Origin of the sequence: Halomonas faecis, from assembly GCF_010993975.1 — a bacterium.
GTDB lineage: Bacteria > Pseudomonadota > Gammaproteobacteria > Pseudomonadales > Halomonadaceae > Halomonas > Halomonas faecis.
In genome coordinates, this window is the sequence record NZ_JAACZO010000002.1 from 19,715 (window position 1) to 45,329 (window position 25,615).

At 64.7% G+C, this 25,615-nt stretch carries 30 protein-coding genes; 16 read left to right on the forward strand and 14 right to left on the reverse strand.

Annotation, left to right across the window (positions count from 1 at the left end; all coding sequences use genetic code 11):
* Positions 1–4: 4 nt before the first annotated feature.
* The 5 genes from GFD32_RS00980 (at position 5) to GFD32_RS01000 (ending at position 3,070) form a co-directional block, all read left to right on the forward strand.
* Positions 5–1,051, forward strand: a complete 1,047-nt coding sequence (locus tag GFD32_RS00980) for an alpha-ketoacid dehydrogenase subunit beta (protein WP_089685224.1) — start codon at positions 5–7, stop codon at positions 1,049–1,051.
* On the forward strand, positions 1,048–1,284 hold the full coding sequence (locus GFD32_RS00985) for a lipoyl domain-containing protein (protein ID WP_163574440.1): 237 nt from the start codon (positions 1,048–1,050) through the stop codon (positions 1,282–1,284). Before GFD32_RS00980 ends, GFD32_RS00985 begins: the two co-directional genes overlap by 4 nt.
* Before the next feature lie 76 nt (positions 1,285–1,360).
* Positions 1,361–2,086, forward strand: coding sequence for a lipoate--protein ligase family protein (locus GFD32_RS00990; protein ID WP_163574442.1), 726 nt, complete (start codon positions 1,361–1,363; stop codon positions 2,084–2,086).
* A 67-nt stretch (positions 2,087–2,153) separates the two neighbouring features.
* Complete coding sequence (locus GFD32_RS00995) at positions 2,154–2,597, forward strand: antitoxin Xre/MbcA/ParS toxin-binding domain-containing protein (protein ID WP_163574444.1); 444 nt, start codon at positions 2,154–2,156, stop codon at positions 2,595–2,597.
* Positions 2,597–3,070 (forward strand): RES family NAD+ phosphorylase, encoded by a 474-nt coding sequence (locus GFD32_RS01000; protein ID WP_163574446.1) that lies wholly within the window; start codon positions 2,597–2,599, stop codon positions 3,068–3,070. Before GFD32_RS00995 ends, GFD32_RS01000 begins: the two co-directional genes overlap by 1 nt.
* A gap of 44 nt (positions 3,071–3,114) precedes the next feature.
* On the opposite strand, the gene GFD32_RS01005 is transcribed toward GFD32_RS01000, so the two are convergent.
* The gene (locus GFD32_RS01005; protein WP_163574448.1) at positions 3,115–3,588 is read right to left on the reverse strand and encodes a LabA-like NYN domain-containing protein; all 474 of its coding nucleotides are present in this window, start codon (positions 3,586–3,588) and stop codon (positions 3,115–3,117) included.
* A gap of 192 nt (positions 3,589–3,780) precedes the next feature.
* Here GFD32_RS01005 and GFD32_RS01010 point away from each other — a divergent pair, with 192 nt between their 5' ends.
* The 3 genes from GFD32_RS01010 to GFD32_RS01020 all read left to right on the forward strand — a co-directional run bounded on the left by GFD32_RS01010 (position 3,781) and on the right by GFD32_RS01020 (position 5,923).
* Positions 3,781–4,653 (forward strand): class I SAM-dependent methyltransferase, encoded by an 873-nt coding sequence (locus tag GFD32_RS01010; protein ID WP_163574450.1) that lies wholly within the window; start codon positions 3,781–3,783, stop codon positions 4,651–4,653.
* Between the two features lie 205 nt (positions 4,654–4,858).
* Positions 4,859–5,491 (forward strand): TetR/AcrR family transcriptional regulator, encoded by a 633-nt coding sequence (locus GFD32_RS01015; RefSeq protein WP_163574453.1) that lies wholly within the window; start codon positions 4,859–4,861, stop codon positions 5,489–5,491.
* Positions 5,492–5,545: 54 nt separating this feature from the next.
* Positions 5,546–5,923 (forward strand): group I truncated hemoglobin, encoded by a 378-nt coding sequence (locus tag GFD32_RS01020; protein ID WP_163574455.1) that lies wholly within the window; start codon positions 5,546–5,548, stop codon positions 5,921–5,923.
* Between the two features lie 122 nt (positions 5,924–6,045).
* Here the strand turns inward: GFD32_RS01020 and GFD32_RS01025 are convergent, their stop codons facing one another.
* From GFD32_RS01025 to GFD32_RS01045, 6 genes are all read right to left on the reverse strand, one after another.
* On the reverse strand, positions 6,046–6,327 hold the full coding sequence (locus tag GFD32_RS01025) for a DUF503 domain-containing protein (RefSeq protein ID WP_163574458.1): 282 nt from the start codon (positions 6,325–6,327) through the stop codon (positions 6,046–6,048).
* Between the two features lie 73 nt (positions 6,328–6,400).
* Positions 6,401–7,012, reverse strand: coding sequence for a DNA-3-methyladenine glycosylase I (locus tag GFD32_RS01030; RefSeq protein ID WP_163574460.1), 612 nt, complete (start codon positions 7,010–7,012; stop codon positions 6,401–6,403).
* A 165-nt stretch (positions 7,013–7,177) separates the two neighbouring features.
* Complete coding sequence (locus tag GFD32_RS01035) at positions 7,178–8,470, reverse strand: glycerophosphodiester phosphodiesterase family protein (RefSeq protein WP_407081062.1); 1,293 nt, start codon at positions 8,468–8,470, stop codon at positions 7,178–7,180.
* Between the two features lie 132 nt (positions 8,471–8,602).
* Entirely contained in the window at positions 8,603–9,706 is a 1,104-nt protein-coding gene (locus GFD32_RS01040; RefSeq protein ID WP_163574462.1) for a GGDEF domain-containing protein, read from the reverse strand.
* A gap of 284 nt (positions 9,707–9,990) precedes the next feature.
* A complete protein-coding gene (locus GFD32_RS20040) occupies positions 9,991–10,119 on the reverse strand; it encodes a hypothetical protein (protein WP_276208786.1) in 129 nt (42 codons plus the stop codon).
* On the reverse strand, positions 10,116–11,324 hold the full coding sequence (locus GFD32_RS01045; RefSeq protein WP_163574464.1) for an MFS transporter: 1,209 nt from the start codon (positions 11,322–11,324) through the stop codon (positions 10,116–10,118). Before GFD32_RS01045 ends, GFD32_RS20040 begins: the two co-directional genes overlap by 4 nt.
* A 167-nt stretch (positions 11,325–11,491) precedes the next feature.
* Here GFD32_RS01045 and GFD32_RS01050 point away from each other — a divergent pair, with 167 nt between their 5' ends.
* The 7 genes from GFD32_RS01050 (at position 11,492) to GFD32_RS01080 (ending at position 17,419) form a co-directional block, all read left to right on the forward strand.
* Positions 11,492–11,689: a hypothetical protein gene (locus GFD32_RS01050; protein WP_163574466.1), complete on the forward strand. Its 198-nt coding sequence runs from the start codon at positions 11,492–11,494 to the stop codon at positions 11,687–11,689.
* A 157-nt stretch (positions 11,690–11,846) separates the two neighbouring features.
* Complete coding sequence (locus GFD32_RS01055; protein ID WP_163574468.1) at positions 11,847–12,881, forward strand: histone deacetylase family protein; 1,035 nt, start codon at positions 11,847–11,849, stop codon at positions 12,879–12,881.
* A 45-nt stretch (positions 12,882–12,926) separates the two neighbouring features.
* Positions 12,927–13,283 carry a RidA family protein gene (locus tag GFD32_RS01060; protein ID WP_163574470.1) on the forward strand — a complete coding sequence of 119 codons (357 nt, stop codon included), beginning with the start codon at positions 12,927–12,929 and terminating at the stop codon, positions 13,281–13,283.
* 1 nt (position 13,284) lies between these two features.
* Positions 13,285–14,226 carry a bifunctional Delta(1)-pyrroline-2-carboxylate/Delta(1)-piperideine-2-carboxylate reductase gene (lhpI, locus tag GFD32_RS01065; RefSeq protein ID WP_163574472.1) on the forward strand — a complete coding sequence of 314 codons (942 nt, stop codon included), beginning with the start codon at positions 13,285–13,287 and terminating at the stop codon, positions 14,224–14,226.
* Positions 14,223–15,332 carry a class II histone deacetylase gene (locus tag GFD32_RS01070; RefSeq protein ID WP_163574475.1) on the forward strand — a complete coding sequence of 370 codons (1,110 nt, stop codon included), beginning with the start codon at positions 14,223–14,225 and terminating at the stop codon, positions 15,330–15,332. The genes lhpI and GFD32_RS01070 overlap by 4 nt, the downstream gene beginning before the upstream one ends.
* A complete protein-coding gene (locus GFD32_RS01075) occupies positions 15,329–16,297 on the forward strand; it encodes a branched-chain amino acid transaminase (protein WP_163574477.1) in 969 nt (322 codons plus the stop codon). Before GFD32_RS01070 ends, GFD32_RS01075 begins: the two co-directional genes overlap by 4 nt.
* Before the next feature lie 84 nt (positions 16,298–16,381).
* Positions 16,382–17,419, forward strand: a complete 1,038-nt coding sequence (locus tag GFD32_RS01080) for an Lnb N-terminal periplasmic domain-containing protein (RefSeq protein ID WP_163574479.1) — start codon at positions 16,382–16,384, stop codon at positions 17,417–17,419.
* Positions 17,420–17,630: 211 nt separating this feature from the next.
* On the opposite strand, the gene GFD32_RS01085 is transcribed toward GFD32_RS01080, so the two are convergent.
* From GFD32_RS01085 to GFD32_RS01100, 4 genes are all read right to left on the reverse strand, one after another.
* Positions 17,631–18,365: an RNA methyltransferase gene (locus GFD32_RS01085; RefSeq protein WP_163574481.1), complete on the reverse strand. Its 735-nt coding sequence runs from the start codon at positions 18,363–18,365 to the stop codon at positions 17,631–17,633.
* Positions 18,366–18,570: 205 nt separating this feature from the next.
* Positions 18,571–20,214 carry a chaperonin GroEL gene (gene groL, locus GFD32_RS01090; protein WP_163574483.1) on the reverse strand — a complete coding sequence of 548 codons (1,644 nt, stop codon included), beginning with the start codon at positions 20,212–20,214 and terminating at the stop codon, positions 18,571–18,573.
* Positions 20,215–20,275: 61 nt separating this feature from the next.
* Complete coding sequence (locus tag GFD32_RS01095; RefSeq protein ID WP_043518768.1) at positions 20,276–20,569, reverse strand: co-chaperone GroES; 294 nt, start codon at positions 20,567–20,569, stop codon at positions 20,276–20,278.
* A gap of 228 nt (positions 20,570–20,797) precedes the next feature.
* Positions 20,798–21,313: an FxsA family protein gene (locus GFD32_RS01100; RefSeq protein ID WP_163574485.1), complete on the reverse strand. Its 516-nt coding sequence runs from the start codon at positions 21,311–21,313 to the stop codon at positions 20,798–20,800.
* 312 nt (positions 21,314–21,625) lie between these two features.
* Here GFD32_RS01100 and GFD32_RS01105 point away from each other — a divergent pair, with 312 nt between their 5' ends.
* On the forward strand, positions 21,626–22,387 hold the full coding sequence (locus GFD32_RS01105) for an SDR family oxidoreductase (RefSeq protein ID WP_163574487.1): 762 nt from the start codon (positions 21,626–21,628) through the stop codon (positions 22,385–22,387).
* Between the two features lie 71 nt (positions 22,388–22,458).
* Here GFD32_RS01105 and GFD32_RS01110 read toward each other — a convergent pair whose 3' ends face one another.
* From GFD32_RS01110 to GFD32_RS01120, 3 genes are all read right to left on the reverse strand, one after another.
* Positions 22,459–22,755 (reverse strand): ComEA family DNA-binding protein, encoded by a 297-nt coding sequence (locus tag GFD32_RS01110; protein WP_163574489.1) that lies wholly within the window; start codon positions 22,753–22,755, stop codon positions 22,459–22,461.
* Between the two features lie 237 nt (positions 22,756–22,992).
* Positions 22,993–23,331 (reverse strand): 4a-hydroxytetrahydrobiopterin dehydratase, encoded by a 339-nt coding sequence (locus GFD32_RS01115; protein WP_163574491.1) that lies wholly within the window; start codon positions 23,329–23,331, stop codon positions 22,993–22,995.
* A 271-nt stretch (positions 23,332–23,602) separates the two neighbouring features.
* Positions 23,603–25,555 carry a RecQ family ATP-dependent DNA helicase gene (locus tag GFD32_RS01120; RefSeq protein ID WP_163574493.1) on the reverse strand — a complete coding sequence of 651 codons (1,953 nt, stop codon included), beginning with the start codon at positions 25,553–25,555 and terminating at the stop codon, positions 23,603–23,605.
* Positions 25,556–25,615 lie beyond the last annotated feature (60 nt).

A 25,615-nucleotide genomic window follows, 5' to 3' on the forward strand; every position in this document is an offset into this window, starting at 1 on the left:
CGTGATGACGACTACTAGCAAGAGCACCAGCCGCAAGCTGACCATCGCCCGGGCCATGGCCGAGGCCATGGCCCAGGAAATGCGCCTCGACCCGCGGGTCTTCGTGATGGGCGAGGACGTGGGCCCCCTGGGTGGGGTTTTCGGTAACACCCGTGGCCTGTTCGAGGAGTTCGGCGCTGAGCGCGTGCGCGACACGCCGATCTCCGAGACCGCCTTCATCGGCGCCGCCGTGGGGGCCGCCTCCGACGGCATGCGTCCCATCGTCGAGCTGATGTTCGTCGACTTCTTCGGCGTGTGCATGGACGCCATCTACAACCTGATGGCCAAGAACACCTACTTCTCCGGCGGCAAGGTCAAGGTACCGCTGGTGCTGATGACCTCCACCGGCGGCGGCTATTCCGACGCCGGCCAGCACTCCCAGTGCCTCTACGGCACCTTCGCCCACTTGCCGGGCATGAAGGTGGTGGCGCCCAGCAACGCCTATGACGCCAAAGGGCTGATGACGGCAGCGATCCGCGACGACAACCCGGTGGTGTTCATGTATCACAAGTCGCTTCAGGGAATGGGCTGGCTGGGCACCGAGAAGGGTGCCACCGTTCCGGTGCCCGAGGAGAGTTATACGGTAGAGATCGGCAAGGCCGCCGTGGTGCGTGAGGGCCACGACGTGACGTTGGCTAGCCTCGCCGCTGGGGTGCATCACTGCTTGCGTGCGGCCAAGATTCTGGAGGAAGGGGGCTTCTCCGCCGAGGTGGTCGACCTGCGCAGCCTGGTACCGCTCGACCGCGAGACGTTGCGTGAATCGGTGGCCAAGACCGGCCGCCTGATCGTGGTCGATGAGGACTACCACAGCTATGGCGTCAGCGGCGAGATCATCGCCAGCGTAGCCGAGTACTCCGGCTGCCGGCTCAAGGCCGCCCCCCAGCGTGTGGCCTATCCGGACATTCCGATCCCCTTCGCGCCGACGATGGAGCAGTGGGCGCTGCCCAATGCCGACAAGGTCGTTGCCGCCTTTCACGAGATGATGAAAGAGAACCGAGGAGAGAATTCATGACGTCCGATGTCCGTGTGCCGGAAGAGCTGTGGGAAGGCGACACGGAAGGCGTGATCACCGCCTGGCTGGTCGATGACGGCGCTACGGTGGCTCAGGGGGACCTGATCGCTGAAATGATGGTTGAGAAAGCGCAGTACGAGATCGAAGCGCCGGTCTCGGGGCGGCTCGTCATCGCCAAGGAAGAAGATGAGGTGGTCGCCAAGGGAGCCGTCATCGCTACGGTGGAGACCTGAAAGCCCATGAAGATCGAGATGACGACTCGCCCCGCTTGCCTCGCCCCTGGAGGGCCGGCGCCCCGATGAGGTGGTGATGAACGCTAGCTTGGAGACGTTCGAGCTACAGCGGCCCGCGGTCGAGGCTGGCTTGGCGCTCGAGGAGGCGCTGCTGGAGACGATCTGCCAGGGCGAAAGCCGCTTCGGCCTCGTTGCCTGGTCGCCCACCGATCGGGCGCTGGTAATGCCGCGCCGCCACGAGCGTGTGGCGGGCTTCCCCGAGGCGCGTCGCATCCTGCTCGACAGGGGTTGGCCGATTCGTTTTCGTGCCACCGGCGGCACGCCGGTGCCTCAGTCACCGGCGGTAGTCAACGTGGCGTTGGCGCTGCGCTGCCAGGTGGGCAGCTCAGCGGCCCACCTGGAATGGGGCTACCGGCGGCTCGGCGAACCCTGGTGCGCCTGGCTCGAAGCGCTGGGCATCCAGGACGTCGATCTGGGTTCGGTCCCGGGCGCCTACTGCGACGGGCGCTTCAACGTGCGCATCGGTGGACGCAAGCTGGCCGGCACCGCCCAACGCTGGCGTCGGGTGCGCGGCAGCCGCGACATGGCCATGCTCGCCCACGGCGCCATGCAGGTGGGCGACACCCCCGAGGCGCTGGTCGCGGTGGTCAACGCCTACCAGGCGGCCATCGGCGACCCCCAGCGCTTTGCGGCGGGTAGCCATGTGGCATTGGGCCAGGTACTGCCCGAGCTGGATGTCGATGTGGCGTTGCCGAAGTTGCTGCATGGGCTGGCGAGCCTGGTGTCATGCTGTGTATTTTGACGTTCCTTAGACTTCAATATGATGTAAGGTGTCAGACTATTAAGAAGGCTGACACGAGGGGCTTGTCATGGCGCTGCTGGAGAAAGACTGCAATAGCGAAGAGGGCATCCTGGGAGTGAGGGTGCCTCCCGCGGTGTATCGCGACAAGGTCGCCTTCATCCAGACGGTGCGCGAGGGAATCTCGGGTAGTGTCGTCAAGCAGGCCATCCATGCCCTGGGCGACAATCGGGAGCTGTTCGTCAGACTGTTGGAGACTACCCCCGGGAACCTGCACCGCTTCTATAAGCGCAAGGCGCTGAGCCGTACCGACAGCGAGGAAGTGTTGGACGTGCTGCGTGTCTACTACCAGACCAGCAAGGTATTCGGTGACCGGGACAAGGCGTTGCGTTGGCTGAACACCTCGATCCCTGCCCTGTCCGGCGAGAAGCCTCTCGATCTGTTCGACACCTTCGAGGGACGCCAGCTCGTACGGGAAGTGCTGCGCAAGGTCGAGTACGGGGAATTCAGTTGATGCGGCTGTTCAGAATCGGGCCTGACCAGCACATCGACAACATGAGTGGCCTGGGTAGCAGCTATCGGGATGGTGCCAGATGGAACTCGGCTGGCGTGGCCGTGCTCTATTTCGGCACGACGCCAAGCGTGGCGATGCTGGAGCTTGGGAACTACATCCCTTCCCCGCGAGACCTTCCCGATAGCTACCGGCTAGCGGTTTTCGAGGCACCTGATGACGAGGTGGAAACCTGGCCGGTCGACCGGCTACCCGCCGATTGGGCGGAGTTTCCCTACCCGTCCTCCACCCAGCAGCTGGGTACGCAGTGGCTGCGGCGACGGGAAAAATTGGTACTGCTGGTGCCCAGCTGCGCCGTGGCGGGCGGTATGGAAAATATCGCGGTCGTCAATCCTCTCCATCCTGGCGTCTCGAAGATCCGGCTGCTTGAAAAGTACGATGCGATCTATAACGAGCGGATGTTCAAAGGGATTTGACAGTATCGAGCGAGCCGGGGGCACCTGCCTGCTCGGCCATCCGCTCACAGCAGCAGGTCGCCCTCGAGGGGCACGAAGCGCGAGGCCGACCGGATCAGCGCCCCGGCGGTGAGCGCGGGCACACCGTAGACCTCGACCTCTACACCGTGCTCGAGACGCAGGGTGTCGGCCAGCAGCGCGAAGTCGCCATCGCCTGAGGCCAGTACCACCACGTCGGCTCGTCCGGCGTGTTTCACCGCATCCAGGGTGATGCCCACGTCCCAGTCGCCCTTGGCCGAGCCGTCGGCCCGTTGGATGAAGGGCTTTAGCTTCACCTCGAAGCCGATGGCCCGAAGGATGTTCTGGAACTGGCGCTGCTTCTCGTCGCCGCGGTCGATGGCGTAGGCGAACGCTCCGATCACCCGGCGCCCTTCGGTCGCCCGGGCCCAGAGGGTGTTGTAGTCGATATGCCGACCGTAGGCATGGCGAGCGGTGTAATACAGGTTCTGCACGTCCACCAATAGCAGTACGTTCTGCATGATGAGGAACCTTTGGGTGATGAGGTGCGTCGTCCTGGGTGGTCGCTAGTCGTCTAGCGACCATGAGTGCACGGTAACTGCTAGAACTGATAGTGACAGCGTCTCGGCCAGTGAGTTGGGTGGATGCTGTCTGCGGGCGCCGCGCTCACTGGCTGCGGCGCTTCCCCTGACATGGCACTGGGAGGTACCGCCATGAATACAACAACAGACCAGCCTGTCAGCGAATACGTGGCCTTCTGGAACGATACCCTGGCGGAGAAGTTCGAGCGTTTCCAGGAGATCCTGATGAATGGCCTTAGCTACCACAGTCGGGTTCCCTTGGAGAAACTCGACGTCCCGGCGGGTTCGCGCATCCTCGATGTGGGTTGCGGCTGGGGCGATACCGCCATCGAACTGGCGTGCAAGACCGGCCCCCAGGGGCAGGTGCTGGGGATGGACTGCGTCGAACCGTTTCTCGAGGAAGGCCGTTATCGGGCGGCGCAGCACGGCTTGGGCAACGTGCGGTTCGTGGCCGCCGACGTGGAGCGATACCCCTTCGAGCCACGCTATGACCTGTGTTTCTCGCGCTTCGGCATGATGTTCTTCGAGCACCCCGTGGTGGCCATGCGCAACATCAACAAGGCGTTGCGGCCGGGCGGCGAGCTGATGTTCATCGTGTGGCGCGACATCGAGGACAACCCCTGGCTGGGGCTGCCCAAACAGGTGGTGCTGGACTTTCTGCCCCCTCCTGGCGAAGACGCCCGCACCTGCGGCCCGGGGCCCTTCTCCATGGCCAACCCGGACGTGGTCGGCCAGCAGCTGGAGATCGCCGGCTTCGAGGCGATCGACTTCGAGCGCAACGACGGTCCCGTGGAGGTCGGCGACTCGGTGGAGAATGCCATGCGCTTCCAGCTCGCCCTGGGACCGGCGGGGGAGGTGTTCCGCGAGGCGGGCGAGGAAGCGGAACGCCAGCGTCCGCAGATCGAGGAGGCATTGCGTGATGCCCTGGCCCCCTATGAGCAGGAGGGCAAGATCGTGATGGGCTCGAGTTCGTGGACCATCACCGCTCGCAAGCCGGAGACTTGAGTGCGCTTGGAAGCATGGCACCCCGGCAGACGGCCCGCCAGCGACCTGGCGGGCCGATTCGACTCGTGCTGCTCCAGCGTGGGACTATGAATGCCATGCAATCGATGTCCGGTCTCGGCCCATCGGTCGTGTCGTGATTTCATTTGACGGAGTGCATGGCTGAGCCATGATGAGGAATAGACCAGTCGGTCTGCACGGAGTGCCCATGATACGAAATACCAAGGAGCGATTGCTGGAGGCGGGACTCGGCATGCTTCTACAGCACGGCTACAACGACCTGGGGATTCAGGCGCTGCTCGAGAAGACGCAGACACCGAAGGGCTCCTTCTACCACCATTTCAAGAGCAAGGAGGACTTCGCGCTGCAGGTCATCGATCTCTATATGGTCGATGTCCACAAGGGCCTGGACATGTCCCTGGGCAACCCGTCGCTGCCGCCCCTGGAGCGGGTGCGGCGATTCTTCGAGCTATCGCGGGACAAGTATCGGGACGAGGGATATCTGGGATGCTTGTTGGGGGGTGTCGGTCAGGAGCTGTCCGGGGTGAGTGAGGTGTTCCGGCGCAAGATCGAAACCTGCTTCAACGCCATTGCCGAACGTGTCGCCGAATGCTTGGAGGAGGCGCGCCAGCAAGGAGATTTGCCACCCGACCGCGAGCCTCGAAGGCTGGCCAACCTGTTGGTGGATTGCTGGGAAGGCGCCGCGCTGCGCAGCCGTCTGCGGGGGGCCCCAGAACCTCTGGATGCGATGCTCGATTTCTACTTTTCGGCCGCTTCTCGGAAGGGTTTTTCGTATGGGCCGCAACTGTACCGACTGGTCTATTCAAAGACCGGGCATTAGCCCGGCCGGAAACCAGTGACTAGGGCCGGGTCGATCCGGCCCGGGAGGTGCAAGATGAGCAGTGCAACCCTGTACGAGCGACTCGGCGGCGAGAGCGGTATCGCCGCGCTGGTCGATGATATCGTCGAGGCCCATATGCAGAACCCGACGATCCAAGCCCGTTACCTGCCGACTCAAGACGATCCGGTGCATTTCGAGGAATTGAAAGGTCATCTGCGTGATTTCCTTTCCGCCGGTAGCGGTGGGCCCGCGGAGTACCGGGGGAGGAGCATGCCCGAGGCACATCGTGGCATGAACATCGGCGAGGCCGAATACATGGCGGTCACGGACGACATTCTGGCGGTGCTCGATCGCCATGGGGTGGATCCCCAGACCCGTCAGGAGATGCTGGGCATCGCCTACTCGCTCAAGGACGAGATCATGCATCTGTGACGCCAGGACGACATTCCTTCCGGGTGAGGAGGAAACCGAAGCGCATGGATGAATGCGCTTGCCGCCGAATGGGTTGGCCAAGGATGGCCGCTCAAGGCCCGGCAATCGATGCCGGACAAGGGTTACAGCCACTCCCGCGTCATGTCGCCCAACCGCCCATCGACGCTACGCAGCAGTTTCTCCTCGATCTCGCTGCACAGCGACTCGACCTTCTGCGACTCGTTCGCCGCCACCACGAACGTCCATTCGCTGGCATCCAGCCGTTCCCGCTCGCCGCTCTCGCACACGGCGACGGCGGGGTTGCGTCCGAAGCGCTCGTGAATGCCACCCATGCGCTGACGCTTCTCCTTGAGTGAGCGGCAGCCGGGCAGGGAAATCGAGACGGTCAGGATGGCAATGTGCATCGGCGCACCTCTCCTTCGCTATTCCTCTTCCCTTCGACATGGCCGCTGGGCCAACAGCACGGCGCTGCGACGGTCAACGCTCGGGGCGCGTGAACGCCCGGCGGGCGTGGGCCACGTCGCTCCTGAGGAAGCAGTCCTCGGCATGATCGTTGATCAACCCCATCGACTGCATGAAGGCATATAGGGTGGTCGGACCCACGAATCGCCAGCCGCGGCGTTTCAGCTCCTTGGATAGTGCATGAGACTCCGCACAGGTAGTGAGCGTCTGCGGAGCTGGCAGGGCTTCGGGGTCGGGCTCGTAGCGCCACAGGAAGGCGGCCAGCGAACCTTCCCGCTCGATGAGTTCCCGAGCGCGCCGCGCGTTGTTGATCACCGCTTCGATCTTGCCGCGGTGACGGATGATGCCGGGGTCGGCCAGCAGGCGCTCGACGTCGTCCTCGCTGAAGCGGGCGATCTCGTCGATGTCGAAATCGCGGAAAACGGCACGAAAATTCTCGCGCTTGTTGAGAATGGTGCGCCAGTTGAGCCCGGCCTGAAAACCCTCAAGACACAGCTTCTCGAAAAGGCGGCGGTCATCGCTGACCGGAAAGCCCCATTCCCGATCGTGGTATTCGATCAGCTCCGGCACGCTACCGCACCAGAGGCAGCGCGGTCGGCCGTCGGGGCCGGTGATCGTGGTGGTCATGGTTGGCGTATCCTTGGCGTAGTGGCTGGCGATACCCACCAATCACTACCACAGATTCTGCCTGCTGTCCGGTTGATGCCGGATCCTCGGCCGATGATGGCGAAGCGTGCGGCAGTTGGAAAGGGGTGGAATAGGGGCCGCGCTGGGCGCGGCCCGGCAGGAGATTCAGCTCTCGGCGTTCATGCAGTTGTCGTAGAAGGTGACGGTGGCTGGCCAGTCGCTGAACAGGCCGATGATGCCGACGTCGCGGGCCAGCACGTCGAGGGTCAGCAGCTTGTCGCCGTCGTTGTCGATCACGTCGTCGGTGGTGCCGTGGTACCACTCGCCGTCTTCGGTGAGCGGGCCGGAGCGCTCGAAGGTCCAGGCGATGAGGTCGAGCCCTGCCGCTTTCGCCCGCTCGGCATAGACCGAGGGCACGATGCGGCTTTCTCCGTCACCGGCTTCGGGGTTGGAGGACAGCAGCATCCACATCGGCGGGGCGAGGATCTGCACGCCTTGCTCGGCCAGTTCTTCCATGCTCGGCGACCAGGTGGCCGGATCGCTGTGGTCGAAGTCGTCTAGTCCATAGCGGTCGTCGAGGTACACGGCTTGCTCGCCGAATTCGGGGTCGTTGTCGATCCAGTAGCGTACGTCGTCGAGCTCGAACGACTGGGCATAGACGTCGCTCGCCGGTACGTCGGCGGCCTTGTACTCGTCGATCATCTTCTGGGCGTAATCTTCCTGGCTCATGCCCTCGAACGGCATCTCGACGCTGGGCGCCTTGAGCTCCGGAGTCATCTTCACGCCCAGTGCCTTGAACAGTTCGATGCTCTCGGCGTGGGTCATCAGGGTGCCGCGGGTAGCGTAGAGGTCGGTGCGCCAGCCGGGCGTGCCGGCGAGGTACGCCTCGGTGCTGGTGGCCTCGGTGTTGGCGCCTTCCATCTTGCCCTGGAGCGTACGGAATTCCGCCAGGGTGATGTCGCTGGTGCAGCACTGGATGTCTGCGGCGTTGGTCAGCTCGCCCGCTTCATTGAAGGCCGGGGGGACGCTGCATTTCTGGGCCAGTTCGGTGTCGACGATGTTGGTGGTGGTGTGAAGATCGCACTGGGAGTGGCGGCAGACGAGCTCCTGGTCGGCGGTGAAAGTGACGTCGCACTCGAGGATGCCGGCACCCATCTGGGCACCGGCGAGGTAGGACTCGCGGGTGTGCTCGGGAAACTGCAGCGCCGCGCCGCGGTGGCCGATGCTGAAGTCGCTGCGCTGCCAATTGCCGGTGTTCGCCGCACAACTTTCCAGTTCGGCCTTGAGCTCGCGTGAGCGCTGGGTGTCTTCGTCCATGTCCTGGACCAGAAAGAGCGGGCGGGGCCCGAGGGTGACGTGGTCGGCAGCGGCGATGTCGTCCTGGGCGGCCATACTGGTAGGGGCGAGCAGCAGCATCGCCAGCCCGGCGAGCGTGAGCATCAAGGGTGGGGTTTTCATCGGAATCCTCGCTTTTTTTCTTTGCCGAAAGTGGAGAGCCAACGCGGTCAGCCTGAACGCTTGGCATGACCGCATGGTTACGACCGGATGTCAGGCCGGGCTCGATTCCAGCGTAGAAGGAATTGCGGGGCGCTACCCATGTTCCTCGGCGAGCGATGGCCATGGCCGAGCGTCTGCCACTACGCGATTACGGCCTTGCGCCTTGGCTTGATAGAGGTATTCGTCGGCGCGCACATACAGGGTGTTGAAATCTAGCGCCGAAGCCATGTCACTGGCCACCCCGATGCTGATCGTTACCGTGAGCGTCTGATCTTTGACGGTGATTGGCGTCTCGCCGATGGCGCGCCGGATGCCATCGGCCCGGGCTTGGGCGTCATCGCTACGGCAATTGACCAGGAGCACGCCAAACTCTTCCCCGCCCAGTCGGCCGACCAGGTCTTCGGCGCGCACGGCTGCAGCGATCCGTCGTGTGATGGCAATGATGACTTCGTCGCCAATGGCGTGGCCGTAGGTGTCGTTGATGCGCTTGAAGTGATCGATATCCAGCAACAGGAAGGCATAGGCCTGCTCTTGGGCGATCAGCCGATGGCGTGACCTGTCGAAAGCCTCGACGAAATGCCGTCGGTTGGCGATGCCCGTCAAGGGGTCTTTTTCTGCCAGTCGTTGGATACGGGCGTGGGCGGTTTCCCGGGCCCGCTCCTGGTAGAAGGCAAGGATGCCGAAGGCGAGCAGGGCGCCGAAGTGGTTGGCTAGCGAGGCGCTGTCCGCCAGTGCGGGCCACTCATGCCGCTTGAGAAGCACCGTCACGGTAACGATGGTCACGAAGAGCCCATACATGGGTGCGGCTCTCCGCGTGCCCAAGAGGACGAAGTTGATCATGGCGAACAGTGCCGCCCAAACGATGGCCGAGTATTCTGCCCGAACGTACCAGAAATAGAGAAGCACCATGCCGCCGGTGGCGATGACCGCGACCCAGGCGGCGCGCTGGGCGTTGTGGTTGCGGTAGAGATCTACCAGCGCGACCGCGCTGATGAGGCTCACTGCCAACTCGATGGCAGCCAGCCTGGGCTCATCGAAGTAGAGCCAGTTGAGCAGGCCGTACGTGAATGTAATGATCGCCACCACGGCCAGGCAGAACAGTGAAAGCGCGGTGTGGCGATAAGTAAAGGAGGACTTGGATACCCATGAGGCCGCGCCGTATCGCCTGAGCCATCTGGTGATCGTCGCTCTGAGCACGTGACAGATTCCTCGTCTGCTTGCCAGTGCCTGGCAAGGCATGCGTTCATCGTTTGGCGAGACGCCCAGCGAAGAGTGGCCGCTTCATGAGGAGCAGGCGTATAGTGACCGTGGCGTTTCTCTTACATACGATAGCGACATGCGCCGATATGAACCAATGAAAAAGAACTACAGTTCATGAGGCAGGTCAGTGTTGACTGCGAAACGAAAGACTCGGGGTTTTGTAGGCGGCTAGTACCGCATGGAGTGTCATCGTGACGCCGTAGCCGTTACCGGTTGGCCGTTCAACACAGCCGGCTGCCGAGCAGCAGCAGGCTGGCGTCGCTGGCCTGCCAGCCCCACCAGGCCAGCGCCAGGGCGCCGGCGATGGCGAGCGCGGCAGAAAGACGCAACACACGATGGCCGGTCATCATGCCCGCGCCTGGCTGGGAGAGGAGCGGTCGATGGGTCGCTCGCTGATGAACCAGTGCAGGGCGGCAGCCACCACCGCGAGCAGGATGGTGAGCTTCCATACCACCGCATAATCGCCGGTGATGTCGTAGAGGTAGCCACCCAGCCACACGCCCATGAACGAGCCCACCTGGTGAAAGAAGAAGACGATGCCACCGAGCATGGAGAGGTGGCGCACGCCAAACACCGAGGCCACGATACCGTTGGTCAGCGGTACCGTGGAAAGCCACAGCAGGCCGATGGCGATACCGAAGGCGTAGGCGCTGGCCGGGCTCAACGGCACCACCAGGAAGAGGGTGATCACCACGCCGCGGATCAGATAGAGCCAAGTGAGCAGGCGAGCCTTGGAGTGGTTCCCGCCCAGCCAGCCGGCGGTGTAGGTGCCGACGATGTTGAACAGCCCCACGAGAGCCAGCACGGTGCTGCCGACGTGAACCGCGATGCCGTTGTCGAACAGGTAGCCGGGCAGGTGTACGCCGATGAACACCACCTGAAAGCCGCACACGAAGAAGCCCAGGCAGAGCAGCCAGAAACCGCGATGGCCCGCGGCCTCGTCGAGTGCGGCACGCAGGGAGATGTCTCCACCGGCGGCCGGCGTTGGGCGGTCGCGCAGACAGGCGCCCAGCGGCAGCATTAGCGCGGCGATGGCGCCCATCACCAGCAGCGCCGATGACCAGCCCAGCCATTCCAGCAGCCCCAGGGTGCCGGGCAGCATGGCGAACTGGCCGAAAGAGCCGGCGGCGCTGACGATGCCCATGGCCAGGCTGCGCTTTTCGGGAGCTACGGCGCGTCCCACGGCACCCAGCACGACGGAGAAAGTGGTGCCGGACAGACCCAGGCCGATCAACAGGCCGGCGGAAAGCGTCATGCCTAGGGCCGACTCCGAGACGCTCATGAAGGCCAGACCCAACGCGTAGAGCGTGCCACCGAGGACGATGGCGCGAGCGGCGCCGAAGCGGTCGGCCAGGGCCCCCGCGAAGGGCTGGGCCAGCCCCCATGCCAGGTTCTGGACGGCCAGGGCAAAGGCGAAGACGCCTCGCCCCCAGCCCAGATCGCTGCTCATGGGCTCGAGGAAGAGCCCGAACCCGTGGCGCAGACCCATGGCCAGCGAGATGACGAGGCTGCCAAGCAGCGTCAATAACAGCGCGTGACGGCGGATGGCGTCCATGTTCGGCGAGACCCGTTTGCAGACTAAGGGTTCAGTACTATGGCGCGTGTTGCGACACTCTGCCACTGTCTCCATTAGGAGACGGTTGCGTCGCCGGTGTGCCACATGGGTAGAGGCAAGCGCCTTGGCTAGAATGGGCGTCGAACCTCACCACCCTGGAGCTTGGCATGTTGCGCACTCTTTCGTTCTCGTTCGTCGTCTTGTCGGCTACCTTGCTGATGGCCGGCTGCAGCTATCAGCCGGCGCGTATCCAGTCCGAACCGCTGGTGATCTTCGATGATGATCGGGGCCATCATGGCCATGGGCACCATCGTTCCGAACGTGGCTTCTGTCCGCCAGGGCTGCGCAAGCAGGGACGTTGCTGAGTGGACGGGATCCTTGGGGTGTTGCGTTCGCGGTAGGCGGCGCTAAAGTGGAACGGCTCCCCATGCCAGCCATGGTGCGACGCAACGGCGACAGAACCGGCGCCGTCGTCGCCGATCGGCGCGGTGATGACGAGACCGAACCACAAGGACCGAGACGATGCTGTTCTTCTACCACCCCGATCAGGAGCGCCATGCGCCGGGCAGCTTCCAGATTCGCGGCCGAACGACCGAGTCGCCGGAAGGGCCCGTGCGGGGGCGACTGCTGGCCGATGGCCTGGCCTCTGTCGGGCTGTCGCTGACCGCGCCCACGGAGGTGGACAGCCCTTTGCTGCGACAGCGTTTGTCGCGAATCCATACCGATCGCTACCTGACCTTTCTCGAGACCATCCATGCGCAATGGCGGGAATTGCCCGACGCCTCGGAGCTGGTGCTTCCCAACATTCACCCGTGCGGCGGCGGCCATCACTACCCGAGGCATCCCGTGGGGCGGGCCGGTTGGCATCTGCACGACATGGCCTGCCCGATCGGTGCCGACAGCTTCGCCGGCATCCTCGCCAGCGCGGCCAGCGCCCAGGCGGCGGCCGAGGCGGTGCTCGGCGGGCACGGCAGTGCCTATGCGCTGTGCCGCCCACCTGGGCACCATGCCGGACCGGACCGTGCCGGCGGTTTCTGCTTCTTGAACAATTCGGCGCTGGCCGCCACCGTGCTGCGCGAGCAGTTCCAGCGGGTGGCGATTCTGGATGTCGACCTCCACCATGGCAACGGCACCCAGGACATCTTCTACTATCGCGGCGATGTCTGGACCGGCTCGCTGCACGTCGACCCCAGCGACTTCTACCCCTTCTTCTGGGGCGGTGTCGACGAAGAGGGCATGGGCGAGGGACTGGGGGCCAACGTCAATCGACCTCTGCCTCTGGGCAGCGATATCGACGCCGTGCTGGCGACCCTGGATGAGCTGCTCGAGCGGCTGGCTGAGTTCAAGCCGCAGGCCGTGGTCATCGCCCTGGGCCTGGACACCCACAAGGACGACCCGCTGGCGGGCATGACGTTGACGACTCCGGATTTCACCGCCATCGGCGAACGCCTGGCTGGGCTTTCGTTACCCACCGTTCTGGTGCAGGAGGGAGGCTATCCCACCGACGCGCTGGGCGACAACCTGGCCGCCTTCCTGAGCGGCTATTACGCATTGTGACCACCCAGGTCCGGCGGGGCCGCTTGTCTACCCAAGGAGACGACCATGAGCGTGAGTTACCACGACAGCAATGCTCGCATGAGCCAGATCACCATCCACAACGGCACCGTCTATCTAGCCGGCCAGGTGCCCGGCGATGCCACGGCCGACATGCGCGGTCAGACCGAGCAAGTGCTGGCGCGTATCGATGAACTGTTGGCCAGAGCGGGCACCTCCAAGGAGCATCTGCTGGCCGCGCAGATCTGGGTGACCAGCATGGCCGAGTTCGATGCCATGAATGCCGTCTGGGATGCCTGGGTGGTACCCGGCCGGCCTCCGGTTCGTGCCGCCGTGGAAGCGAAGTTGGCCAAACCGGAGTGGAAGGTGGAAATCATGGTCACTGCCGCGCTACCGGAGGGCTGACATGCAGATCATCACCGGCGAACAGGTGGCGGCATCGCTGCCCTGGCCGGCGCTCATCGAGCGGTTGGCCACCACCTTCCGCGAAGGCGTGGAGTCGCCGCCGCGCCATCACCATGCCATGCATCGCCCGGATGGCGAGGCCACCATGCTGTTGATGCCGGCCTGGGAGCCGGCCGGCTACATCGGCGTGAAGATGGTCAATGTCTTTCCGCAGAACGCCGAGCATGGGGTGCCGGCCATTTCCGGCCTCTATGTGCTCAGCGAAGGTCAGCACGGCCAGCCGCTGGCCTGCCTGGACGGCAGCGAGCTGACCCGGCGCCGTACCGCGGCGGCCTCGGCGCTGGCGGCGCGCGAGCTGGCGCGCACCGATGCCGAGACTCTGCTGGTGGTGGGCACCGGCAAGCTAGCGCCCATGGTGATCGAGGCGCATGCCGCCGTGCGACGCATCCGTCGCGTCCTCGTCTGGGGGCGCAACCCGGAAAAGGCCGAGCGCCTGGCTGACGCTTACCGCGATCGCTTCGACAGCGTGGCGGTGACTGACTTGGCAGCGGCGAGCGCCGAAGCCGACGTGATCAGTTGCGTGACGCTCTCTACCGAGCCGCTGGTCCGTGGCGAATGGCTGCGTCCCGGCACGCATCTCGATCTGATCGGTGCCTTCCGCCCCTCCATGCGCGAGACCGACGGCGAATGCCTGGCCCGCAGCGAGGTGTTCGTCGACACCTATGCCGGCGCCCGGGGCGAGGCGGGAGACATTCACCAAGCCATCGACGAAGGGCTCTTCAGCTTCGAGGCAATCCGCGCCGATCTCGCTGAGCTGCTGAAGGAAGAGAAGCCCGGACGCTCCTCGGATGACGCGATCACGCTGTTCAAGTCGGTGGGGGCATCGCTGGAGGACCTGGCCGCCGCCATCGAGGTGTGGGAGCAGCGCGAGGCCCACGGATGAGCGAGGGGACCGGCTTCTACTGGCACGAGCGTTGCTTCTGGCACGATCCTGGCGCCATCGGCGTCTTTTCCGCACCGGGCGAGTTTCTTCAGCCCCAGCCCGCCTCGGAGAGCCCCGAGAGCAAGCGGCGGCTCAAGAACCTGCTGGAAGTGTCGGGACTGATCGACGAGCTGGCGGTACGCAAGGCGCCGCCGGCCAGCCGCGAGGATCTCGAGCGCTTCCATACCGCTCGCTACCTCGATGCCCTGGAAGCCGGCGAGCGTGAGCGTGGCGGTGACGGCGGCGACTGTGCGCCTTATACGCCTGGCAGCCTCGCTGCGGCGCGCCATTCGGCAGGGCTGGCCATGGCCGCCGTTGAGGCGGTGGCCACCGGTGAACTGGCCAATGCCTATGCCCTGTGCCGCCCGCCGGGGCACCATGCCGAGGCGGACCGCGGACGCGGCTTCTGCCTGCTCGGCAACGTGCCGCTGGCGGTGATGCGCGCCCGAGCGCTGGGCCAGGTAGGTCGCGTGGCGATTCTCGACTGGGACGTCCACCACGGCAACGGTCAGCAGGAAGCCTTCTTCGCAGACCCCGAGGTGCTGACGCTCTCCCTTCATCAGGCCGGCAACTTTCCTCTGGAGACCGGTGGCTTCGGGGAGCGTGGTGTTGGCGCGGGCGAGGGGGCCAACGTGAACCTCCCGCTGCCGCCGGGCTGTGGGCTCGGCGCCTACGAGTACGTCATGGGCGAGCTGGTGCTCCCGGTCATCGAGGCCTTCGCTCCCGAACTGATCGTAGTGGCCTGCGGCTACGACGCCTGCGCCAAGGATCCGCTGGGCAAGATGCTGCTCAACAGCCGCGCCTTCGGCGACATGACGCGACAGCTCAAGTCCCTGGCCGAACGCCTCTGCGATGGCCGCCTGGTCATGATCCACGAGGGCGGCTACTCCGAGGGCTATGCCCCGCTGTGCGGGCATGCCGTCGTCCAGGCCCTGGCCGGCAGCGCCATCGGAGTCCCCGACCCGCAGAACGACGAAATCGCCGCCTGGGCCTATCAGGCGCTTCAGCCGCATCAGCGCGAGCTGATCGACGGCTGGCGCCATGTACTTTTCGGGAAGCATGCATGACACCACTCTACGACCGCGACGGCTGGCTGTGGCACGACGGCGAATGGTTGCCGTGGCGCGAGGCGCGCACTCACCTGGTAACCCATACCCTGCACTACGGCATGGGCTGCTTCGAAGGCGTGCGCGCTTATGAAGGCCCTGACGGTAGCCACCTCTTCAGAGTGGCCGAGCACACCCGACGCTTGCTGGATAGCGCCCACGCTTTGGATATACCGTTATCTTTCAGTGCCGAGGCGCTGATTCAGGCGCAGAGGGAGTGTCTGGCACGCAACCGTCTGAGCAACGCCTATCTCAAGCCCACGGTATTCCTGGGCGCCGAAGGGCTGGGATTGCGGGCGAAGGGCCTCACCACTCACGTGATGATCGCTGCCTGGGATCTGGGCGACTACCTGTCGCCGGAGGCCGCTTCCGTGGGCATTCGGGCACTCACCTCTTCTTGGGCGCGCCACCATGTCAACATCAGTCTGTGCCGCGCCAAGACCAATGGCCACTACGTCAATTCCATGCTGGCGCTCAACACCGCTGTCAAGGCCGGCTTCGACGAGGCGCTGATGCTCGATCCCGAGGGCTACGTTGCCGAAGCCTCGGCGGCCAACGTCTTTCTGGTGCGCGATGGCGTGCTGCATACCCCCGAGGTGACCTCCTGCCTGCAGGGCATCACTCGCGACAGCGTCATCCAACTGGCCCACCATGTGCTGGGCCTGGAGGTGTGCGAGCGGCGCATCACCCGCGACGAGCTCTACACGGCCGATGAGGCCTTCGTCACCGGTACGGCGGCGGAGATCCTGCCCCTGCGCGAGCTCGACGGCCGCCATGTCGGTGCGCGGGCGAGGGCACCAGCCGTGGGCGAGCCCATCGCCGACGATTCCGTGACTGCCAGCCTGCAGCGTCTCTACCGACGCGTGACTCGCGGCGAGCTGGGCGACGAGTTAGCCGGGTTCCGCTCCTGGCTGACGCCTGCCTGAAAGGATGACGGGCGTCATCAGGGTGAGCCGAGCCGTCATCAAACGTGCTAGCCTGCCGGCAGTTTTGGGCAGGCATGAGTGACGATGGTACTGGCAATTGCATGGAGCACGTTTTTCACGTTGCTGACCCTGAGCATGACCTGGGGAGCGGCGGCGCTGTGGTTTCGGCTATCTTTGCCGACTCCTTGGCGTCAACTGACCCTGGTGCTGTGGGCCGTGATGGCGCTTGGACTGGTGACGCTGGGGTTCCAGGGACATCGCGGCTCGGCGCTGGGCGGGCAGATCGCGCTGCTGGCGGTCCTGTCGCTGTGGTGGTTTCGGCTGCGCCCTACCCATGACCGCCCCTGGGCGGATGATGTGCTGCACCTGGCCACCGGACGTGTCACCGAGGGACAACTGACGCTCGATCGTGTGCGCCATTTCGAGTGGCAAACCCGGGACCGGGCACGGGTCCACTGGGAGCCGCGCCACTATGATTTGGCCCGTCTCGATTCGGCGGACTTGATCGTATCGAGCTGGGGGCGGCCGGGTATCGCTCATGTGATGGTGTCCTTCGGTTTCGGCGGTGAGACGTTCGTGGTCTTTTCGGTGGAGGTGCGGCGCCAGAAGGGAGAGCGATTCTCCGAGATCGGCGGGTTCTTCCGTCAGTACGAACTGGCCATCGTCGCCGCCGACGAGCGCGATGCGGTACGCTTGCGCAGCAACGTGCGCGGTGAAACGGTGTGGCTCTATCGCCTCGACATGTCCCGCCATGCGATCCGCTCGCTGTTGCTGGCCTACGTGGATGAGGCCAATCGTCTGGCGCGCGAGCCACGTTTCTACAACACCATTACCGCTAACTGCACGACCCTGGTGTTCGCCATGGCGCGGCGGCTGGGTGCCGTTTTGCCGATCGACCATCGCCTGCTGCTCACCGCCAAGCTACCCGAGTATGCCTATCGGGTAGGCGGGCTGTGGCCGGGGTACAATCTGAAGGCCTTGCAGTATCGGGGCAATATCGTCGAGCGAGCACGGGCTGCGGATGGCGATCCGGCATTCTCGCAGCGCATTCGCGAGGGGGTGCCGGGCTGGGGGACCCCGTCTGGAGAGGAGGATTCCACCTCCGAACCGCTCGGCCGTTAGCGCCATACAAGAACGCCACGGGGCTGGCCCGTGGCGTGAGCGCTCCATCGGCATCGTCCCGATGCCATCTCTTCCTTGTCGGACTCCTTGCCCGGCTGCATCCGTGTCACTTGGTGCGGCAGTGTCCCTTGCACGAGGACCGTTATCGCCGATGTGAGTGACGATGGGGTGACGAGGGAATGACGTTTCGGAGACAACGGTCTTTTTCAGACTAGGCGTCTTTGGCGGTGGGTTCCAGTGCCTTGAGCAGGCCGCGCAGCAGAGAAAGCTCTTTGCGGCTCGGTTGGGCTCGGGCGAACAGCGCTTCGAGCTGTGCCTCGGTGCGGGCGTGGGGCTGGGTGAGAAAGCCGCTGTCGGCCAGCACGCGCGACAGGTGGGCATGAAAATGATCGAGCTGCTCGCGCGTGGGAGCGCGCTCGCTACGCGGGCGTGCGGGACGGTAGCTACTCGCCGGGCGCTGACGCCATGCCTTGAAGGTTTCGTAGGCGAGCACCTGCACGGCCTGGGCAAGGTTGAGGATGCCGTAGTCGGGATTGGCCGGAATGCTCACCTGATGCGTGCAGCGGCGGATCTCGTCGTTGGTGAGCCCGAACCGTTCGCGGCCGAACACCAGCGCCACCGGGTCGTTTTCGGCGCGTTCGATCAGGGTTTGCGCCATCGCTTCGGGTTCGTCGTAGTGGGGCAGGGGAAGGCTTCGCAGACGGGCGCTGGCGCCCACCACCTGGACGCAGTCGTCGACGGCAGCGTCGAGCGAGGCCACCACGCGAGCGGCATCGACGATGTCCTCGGCGCCGGCGGCAAGCCGTGAGGCTTCCGAGTCGGGAAACTGGCGCGGATTGACCAGCACCAGGTCGGAAAGGCCCATGGTCTTCATGGCCCGGGCGGCCTGGCCGATATTGCCGGGGTGATAGGTCTGGACGAGGACGATGCGGATGTTCGAGAGCATCTCGTAGCCGTGCGTTACCGAAAATCAGGCCGGTAGTGTACTTGGGCTACGGGCTACGGGCTACGGGCTACGGGCTACGGGCTACGGGCCGAAACCAAGAACGCTCGCGACTCGCTGCCCGCAGCCCGCGGCGGCACGAAAAAACCCCGCCGGCTGTCGCCGGCGGGGCTCGTCTCAGGCAAAGCCTGGGGCAGTGGGGGCTGGCTTACATCATGCCGCCCATTCCACCCATGCCGCCCATGCCGCCCATGTCCGGAGCGGCTTCCTTCTCGTCCGGATCGTCGGCGATCATGGCTTCGGTGGTGATCATCAGGCCTGCCACGGAGCCGGCGGCCTGCAGGGCAGTACGGGTCACCTTGGCCGGGTCCAGCACGCCCATCTCGAACAGGTCGCCGAACTCGCCGGTCTGGGCGTTGTAGCCGTAGTTGCCTTGGCCTTCCTTGACCTTGTTGATGATCACGGAGGCTTCGTCACCGGCGTTGGTCACGATCTGGCGCAGCGGGGCCTCGAGGGCACGCACGGCCAGCGCAATGCCATGGTTTTGGTCTTCGTTATCGCCCTTGGTTGCGGCGACCTTGCCCAGGATGCGTACCAGGGCGGTACCGCCGCCGGGCACCACGCCTTCCTCGACCGCGGCACGAGTGGAGTGCAGGGCGTCCTCGACGCGAGCCTTCTTCTCCTTCATCTCCACTTCGGTGGCGGCACCGACGCGGATGACGGCCACGCCGCCGGCCAGCTTGGCCACGCGCTCTTGGAGCTTCTCGCGGTCGTAGTCGGAGGAAGTCTCCTCGATCTGGGCGCGGATCTGGCTGACGCGGGCCTCGATGTCGGCCTCGGCACCGCTGCCGTCGATGATGGTGGTGTTTTCCTTGGACATGGTCACGCGCTTGGCGGTGCCCAGGTGGTCCAGGGTGGCCTGCTCGAGAGTCAGACCGACCTCTTCGGAGATCACGGTGCCGCTGGTCAGGATGGCGATGTCTTGCAGCATGGCCTTGCGGCGATCACCGAAGCCGGGCGCCTTGGCGGCGGCGACCTTGACGATGCCACGCATGGTGTTCACCACCAGAGTGGCCAGGGCTTCGCCTTCGATGTCCTCGGCGATGATCGCCAGCGGCTTGCCGGCCTTGGCGACGGCTTCCAGGGTCGGCAGCAGTTCGCGAATGTTGGAGATCTTCTTGTCGACCAGCAGGATGTACGGGTCTTCCAGCTCGACCTGCATGGTGTCCTGATTGGTCACGAAGTAGGGCGACAGGTAGCCGCGGTCGAACTGCATGCCTTCGACGACTTCCAGCTCGTCTTCCAGACCGCGACCCTCGTCGACGGTGATCACGCCTTCCTTGCCGACCTTCTGCATGGCGTCGGCGATGATCTCGCCGATATTGGCATCGCCGTTGGCGGAGATGGTGCCGACCTGCGCAATGGCCTTGGAGTCGGTGCAGGGCACGGAGAGCTCGCGGATTTCCTTGACGGCCGTGGTGACGGCCTTGTCGATGCCGCGCTTGAGATCCATCGGGTTCATGCCCGCGGTCACGCCCTTCATGCCTTCGGTGACGATGGCCTGGGCCAGCACGGTGGCGGTGGTGGTGCCGTCACCGGCGTCATCGGAAGTGCGCGAGGCGACTTCCTTGACCATCTGCGCGCCCATGTTCTCGAACTTGTCCTTCAGTTCGATTTCCTTGGCGACGGAGACGCCGTCCTTGGTGACGGTCGGCGCACCGAAGGACTTCTCGAGCACGACGTTGCGACCTTTCGGGCCCAGGGTGGCCTTGACGGCATTGGCCAGGAGGTCGACCCCGCGGGCCATGCGCTTGCGTGCATCATCGGAGAACTTGACTTGTTTCGCTGCCATTTTTCGTGTCTTCCTGTGAGTTCGTGAACGTCTTGGGAATCGGATTGGGAGCCGTGGCGGCTTAGCCTTCGACGACGGCGAGAATGTCGGATTCGCTCATGATCAGGACTTCTTCGCCATCGATCTTTTGCTTCTCGACGCCGAAGCCTTCCTTGAAGATCACGGTGTCACCGACCTTGACGTCCAGCGGACGGACGTCGCCGCTGTCGAGAATCCGGCCGTTACCGACGGCGAGGACTTCACCACGTGTCGGCTTTTCCTGGGCATTGCCCGGGAGCACGATGCCGCCAGCGGTCTTCTGTTCTTCCTCAACGCGACGGACGACGACGCGATCGTGCAAGGGACGGATGTTCATTGCTCACGTTCTCCTGATGGTTTGCTGTGCCGGGAAGGCTCCCGGCGGTTCATCATCAACCCTTCCAGATCCCCTGGAAGGGGGAGGCGAAGATCGCCTTCCCTGTCGAAAGTGTCGAGCGGTGTCGACACCAAAATCGCTTGCTGACCGTGAAATGGGGACGGGGCGATGCCTTTCAAGGGGGCGACGTGAAAAAAATTGCGCCCTTTTGCCGGCAGAGAACCGTGGTCAGCGACGTGGCTCGTCGCGGCCGATGAAATCTCCCTCCAGCGGGCTTTCGTGGTCGCCATCTCGGGCCTGGGAGTCCCGTCCTCCGTCGCCCGGCCGAGAGTCGGCCTGCCAGTCGCTTTCGCCACCGGCGCGGGTCGAGCGGTGTGCGTAGGCCATGCCGCGTACGCTGAGGTTGAGGCGAGCCAGGATGCGCCCTGTCAGGCGTCGTGCCCCGGGAATGACGCATAGGAAGCCGAGGGCATCGGAGACGAATCCCGGCGCCATCAGCAGCGCCCCGCCGAAGATCAGGGCGGCACCAGTCAGCAGTTCGCTCGAAGGGACTTCGCCCAGCTCCAGCCGCTGGCGGGCGCGCGCGAAGGTGGCGGCGCCTTCACGGCGGACCAGGTGCAGGCCGAGAAAGCCGGTTGCCAGTATCAGTCCGAGTGTCGTCAGCAGGCCGATCTGGCCGCCGACGGAAAAGAGGATGACGAAATCGAGCAGGGCAAACAGAGTGAAGAAAAGCAGGAAAGGCATGTCGTCTCCTGGCGGTCGGTTCCCCTGAAAGTGGGGGTGACCGCGGGAAATTCAAGGGACGGGAGAGCCGTCATGATCACCGGCAAGGCAGGTGGGGCGATAGCCGTTGGTGACTGCGACAGTGATGGCGAGGCGTGACGAGGTAATGATGCGGTGCACAATAAGTGCTAGTCTGTCGTTCAAGTTCGCCACCTCGTCTGCCGAAGAACAACGCTGATGGCAGCAGTGTTTCGTGCTCATCGTGTCCAGCACTTCATCTCGCAGGGTGTCGGCAATCCATTTTCGTAGCGAATTTCAAGGTCTGGGGGAAACATGCAACTCGACAAGCGCGTGGTAGCGATCACCGGAGGGGCCCGTGGCCTCGGTTTTGCCATGGCCGAGCGCCTGGGCCGTGAGGGCGCCCGGCCGGCACTGCTGGACGTCGATCGTGAGGCACTCGACGAAGCCGTGACGCGGCTTCACCAGGCAGGCATCGACGCGAGCGCCTTCGTGGTGGACGTCGCTGACGAGGCGTCGGTGCAGCAAGCGTTCGCCGACGTTGCCGAGAATCTGGGACCGGTCAGCGGCTTGGTCAACAACGCTGGCATCCTGCGTGATGCGCTGCTGATCAAGGCGCGAGACGGCAAGGTCGAGAAACGCATGTCGCTCTCGCACTGGCAGCAGGTGATCGACGTGAACCTGACCGGCGTCTTCCTGTGCGGGCGCGAGGCGGCAACGCAGATGATCGAGGCGGGCCACGCGGGGGTGATCGTCAACATTTCGAGCATATCGCGAGCCGGCAACATGGGGCAGAGCAACTATGCCGCCGCCAAGGCGGCCGTGGTGTCGCTGACCTCCACCTGGGCCAAGGAACTGGCGCGCTACGGCATTCGTGCGGGGGCGGTGGCACCGGGTTTCATCGAAACCGACATGACCGCCTCGATGCGCCAGGACATGCTCGACAAGCTAACCGCCGGGGTGCCGTTGAAGCGGTTGGGGCAGCCGGAGGACATCGCCGAGAGCGTGGCCTTCATCTTCGCCAACGACTACTTCACCGGGCGTGTGATCGAGTGCGACGGCGGCCTGCGACTGTAAGCCGACTTCGGACGCAGCGACGCCGTCAGCCCTGGCTGACGGCGTCGTGGTTTTGACCTGCACACGAATTGTCAGAACTCGATCTGGTCGGTGATTCCCTCCACGGTAGCTGAGCCGATTCCACTGACCCGGGTCAGGTCTTCGGCGTTCTCGAAGTTGCCGTTGGCATTGCGCTCTTCGATGATCGCCGCCGCACGGGTGGGGCCAATGCCTGGCAGCTCGGCTAGTAGCTCGGCGTCGGCGGTATTGACGTTGATCGGCGCCAGATCCTGAGCGATGCCCAGTGGTGCAAAGGCCAGCAGCGTACCGAGCAACAGGCCCCGTACCAGCGCTTGCCCTTTGCCTTTCAAGTTCGATGATCCTTGCATGTTCCCTCCCTGTGATGCCTGTGATGACGGCGGCGAAAGCGACACCGAAACGGTGTCCTGGTTCAACCTAGCTGAGGCAGGGCTGGCCGGGTCGAGTCCTCGAACCATGTCTTATGTAATATATTTCTTATCCTTGCGTTGGCTTTCGTCCGTTGGTGGTGTCCAACGACACGCCCCGACCTTGATGAAACCAGGGTCGGGGCGGAGTGGGCGTGTCGGGACAGGGGCTCGGGGCGGTCAGTCGGCAGCCTCGTCGGTGCGGGCGGCCATGACGAAGTCGTTCTTGTGCAGGCCCTTGATCTTGTGCGACCACCAGGTGACCGTGACCTTGCCCCATTCGGTGAGCAATGCCGGATGGTGGCCCGCCTCCTCGGCCAGGGCGCCCACGCGATTGGTGAAGTCGAGTGCCTGCTGGAAGTTGCGGAAGCTGAAGGCGCGCTCTAGCTGCGGGATACCGTCCCGTTCTACGACCTCCCAGTCGGGAATGTCGCGGCGATAGGTGGCGATCTCCTCCTCGCTCGCTTGCGGTGCCTCGGGGGTGCAGGCTTCGCACTGCTGCTGGGAAAGTTGGCTCATGGTGTCTCCTTGTCGTCGGGGATGCTGAAGTCATGAGGCGCGTGTTCGGGCATTGGCCCGGGCGTTGCTCGGCGGACGCAGCGTGGGGCGTGGAGGCCCCGTTCCGTGGCCCGGTTCACCCGCTCCATGATGTCCTGTCAGGAAAGGTCGTGCAGGGTTGCGTGATCGTCAAGCACGCAGCTGAGTGGCTACCGGATGTCGATGCGGCCGGTGGCGCAATGTTTCGACGGCGGCACCAACACGGCATCGGTGGGGAGGATGGGTAACGCCTCTACTGCACTGCCAGGCGGGCTCTCACCTCAGCGTAGGGATACACTTCGAGTGCCCCGAAACCGGGTAACTGCCGCGCCTTCAGGCGGGTGAGCAGAGGGCTCGTCAGGCCACACAGGAAGCGTGCGAGGCGGTCGGGCGTGGCCGGGTTATCGTCGCCATTCTCGGCCAGGCACTCTCGGAAGGGGGCGCAGAGTGCCGTGAGATCATGGTGCTCCAGCGGCTTGCCGGGTGCCGGGGTGGGTAGTGCCGCCACCTGGCCGCGACAGGCCGAGCAGTGGCCGCAGCGCAGTGGGGCGCGGTCGTCGCCGAACCAGTCGGCCAGCCGCCGGCTGAGACAGGTGTCGGCTTCGAAGAGCGCCAGCATGGCGTTGAGCCTCTCGATCTCGGCGCGCTCCTTGTCGCGGAAGTCGGCGTGCAGTTCGTCGGTCAGTGCCGCCGGGTCGAGGTCGCCGCGCAGCACCTCGTAGACTTCGGTCATCTGCTTGCTTTCGAGCGTCATCCAACCCTGGTCGACGAAGTAGTCCAGAGCGGTGAGCACCCGGGGGCGGGCGGTGTCCAGGCCGCGTTCGACGCCGAGACGGTCGAGGGCATCGAAGTCGAGGTCGTACCAGCTGCGCGCCTTGCCGGCCGCGTCGAGAATCGTCTGCACGAAGGCACGCCGCTCACCCTGGAAGCGTGCCACTAGTGCTTCCGGCTCGCCTTCGAGCTTGAACCGGTAGTCGGCGAAATAGCTGTAGCGAGGGGCGACGATGCCGCGCAGCTCGAGTTGGACGAGCAGGGTCTTGAGCGGCAGCGGGCGGATATCGCTAGCCCGGGAGAGGGCGTTGAGCATGATCTCCCATTGGGCCCCGGCATCCTGCAACTCGTCGATCACGCGGCGAATGCCATGGGGCTCTGGGGTGTCGCCATAGACGAAGTTTTCCAACACGTGCAGATGATCGCGACCGGCCAGCATCAGGCAGTCGGAAGCCTGGCCGTCGCGCCCGGCCCGGCCGACCTCCTGGCTGTAGTTCTCGATGGATTTGGGCAGGTCGAAGTGCACGACATTGCGGATGTCGCTCTTGTCGATGCCCATGCCGAAAGCGATGGTGGCGACGATGCAGGGCGTTTCACCCGTCATGAACGCGTGTTGGATGGCGTCGCGACGTTCGCCGTCGAGCCCGGCGTGGTAGGCGGTGGCGGGCAAGCCCGCCTTGCCGAGGTAGGCGGCCAGACGCTCGGCAGTCTGCTGCAGGGTAACGTAGACGACGGTGGGCTGGGGCGGGTTGGCCGCCAGCCGCGGGCGTAGCCACTCCACCAGGGCACGCGGGCGCGTCTCGGCCGGCACCGGGGCTACCGTCAGGTCGAGGTTGTCGCGGTAGAAGCCGGTGGCGGTCACGTCGCTTTCGGCAATGGCGAAGCGCTCGCGCATGTCGGCGATCACTTTCGGGGTGGCCGTGGCGGTGAGCAGCAGTACCTGGGGAATGGCGAACTCGCGGCGGTAGTCGGGCAGCTTGAGGTAGTCGGGGCGGAAGTTGTGGCCCCACTCGGAGATGCAGTGGGCTTCGTCCACCACCATCAGCGAGATGGGGACGCGGCGGATGAAGGCGCGGAAGCGCTCGTTCTTGAGGCGCTCCACCGAGACCATCAGGATGCGGAGCTCGCCGCGGGTCACGCCGGCCATCACCGCTGCGGCCTCCTCGCGACTCTGGCTCGAGTCGAGGCTGGCGGCGGCGATGCCGTGACGGCGGAGAAACGCCAGTTGATCCTGCATCAGCGCCAGCAGCGGCGAGATCACCAGCGTCAGGTGGGGCAGGTGCAGCGCCGGCAACTGGTAGCACAGCGACTTGCCCGAGCCGGTGGGAAAGATCGCCGCCGCCGAACGGCCTTCCATCAACGCCTCGATCACCGGGCGCTGGCCGGGGCGAAAATCGGGGTAACCGAAGACCTGCTGTAGTGTCTGCTGAATCATGAAATGCCACTCCCTTTCTCGCACATTCTTGCATATCGTCGACGTCGATGAGGGCCATTG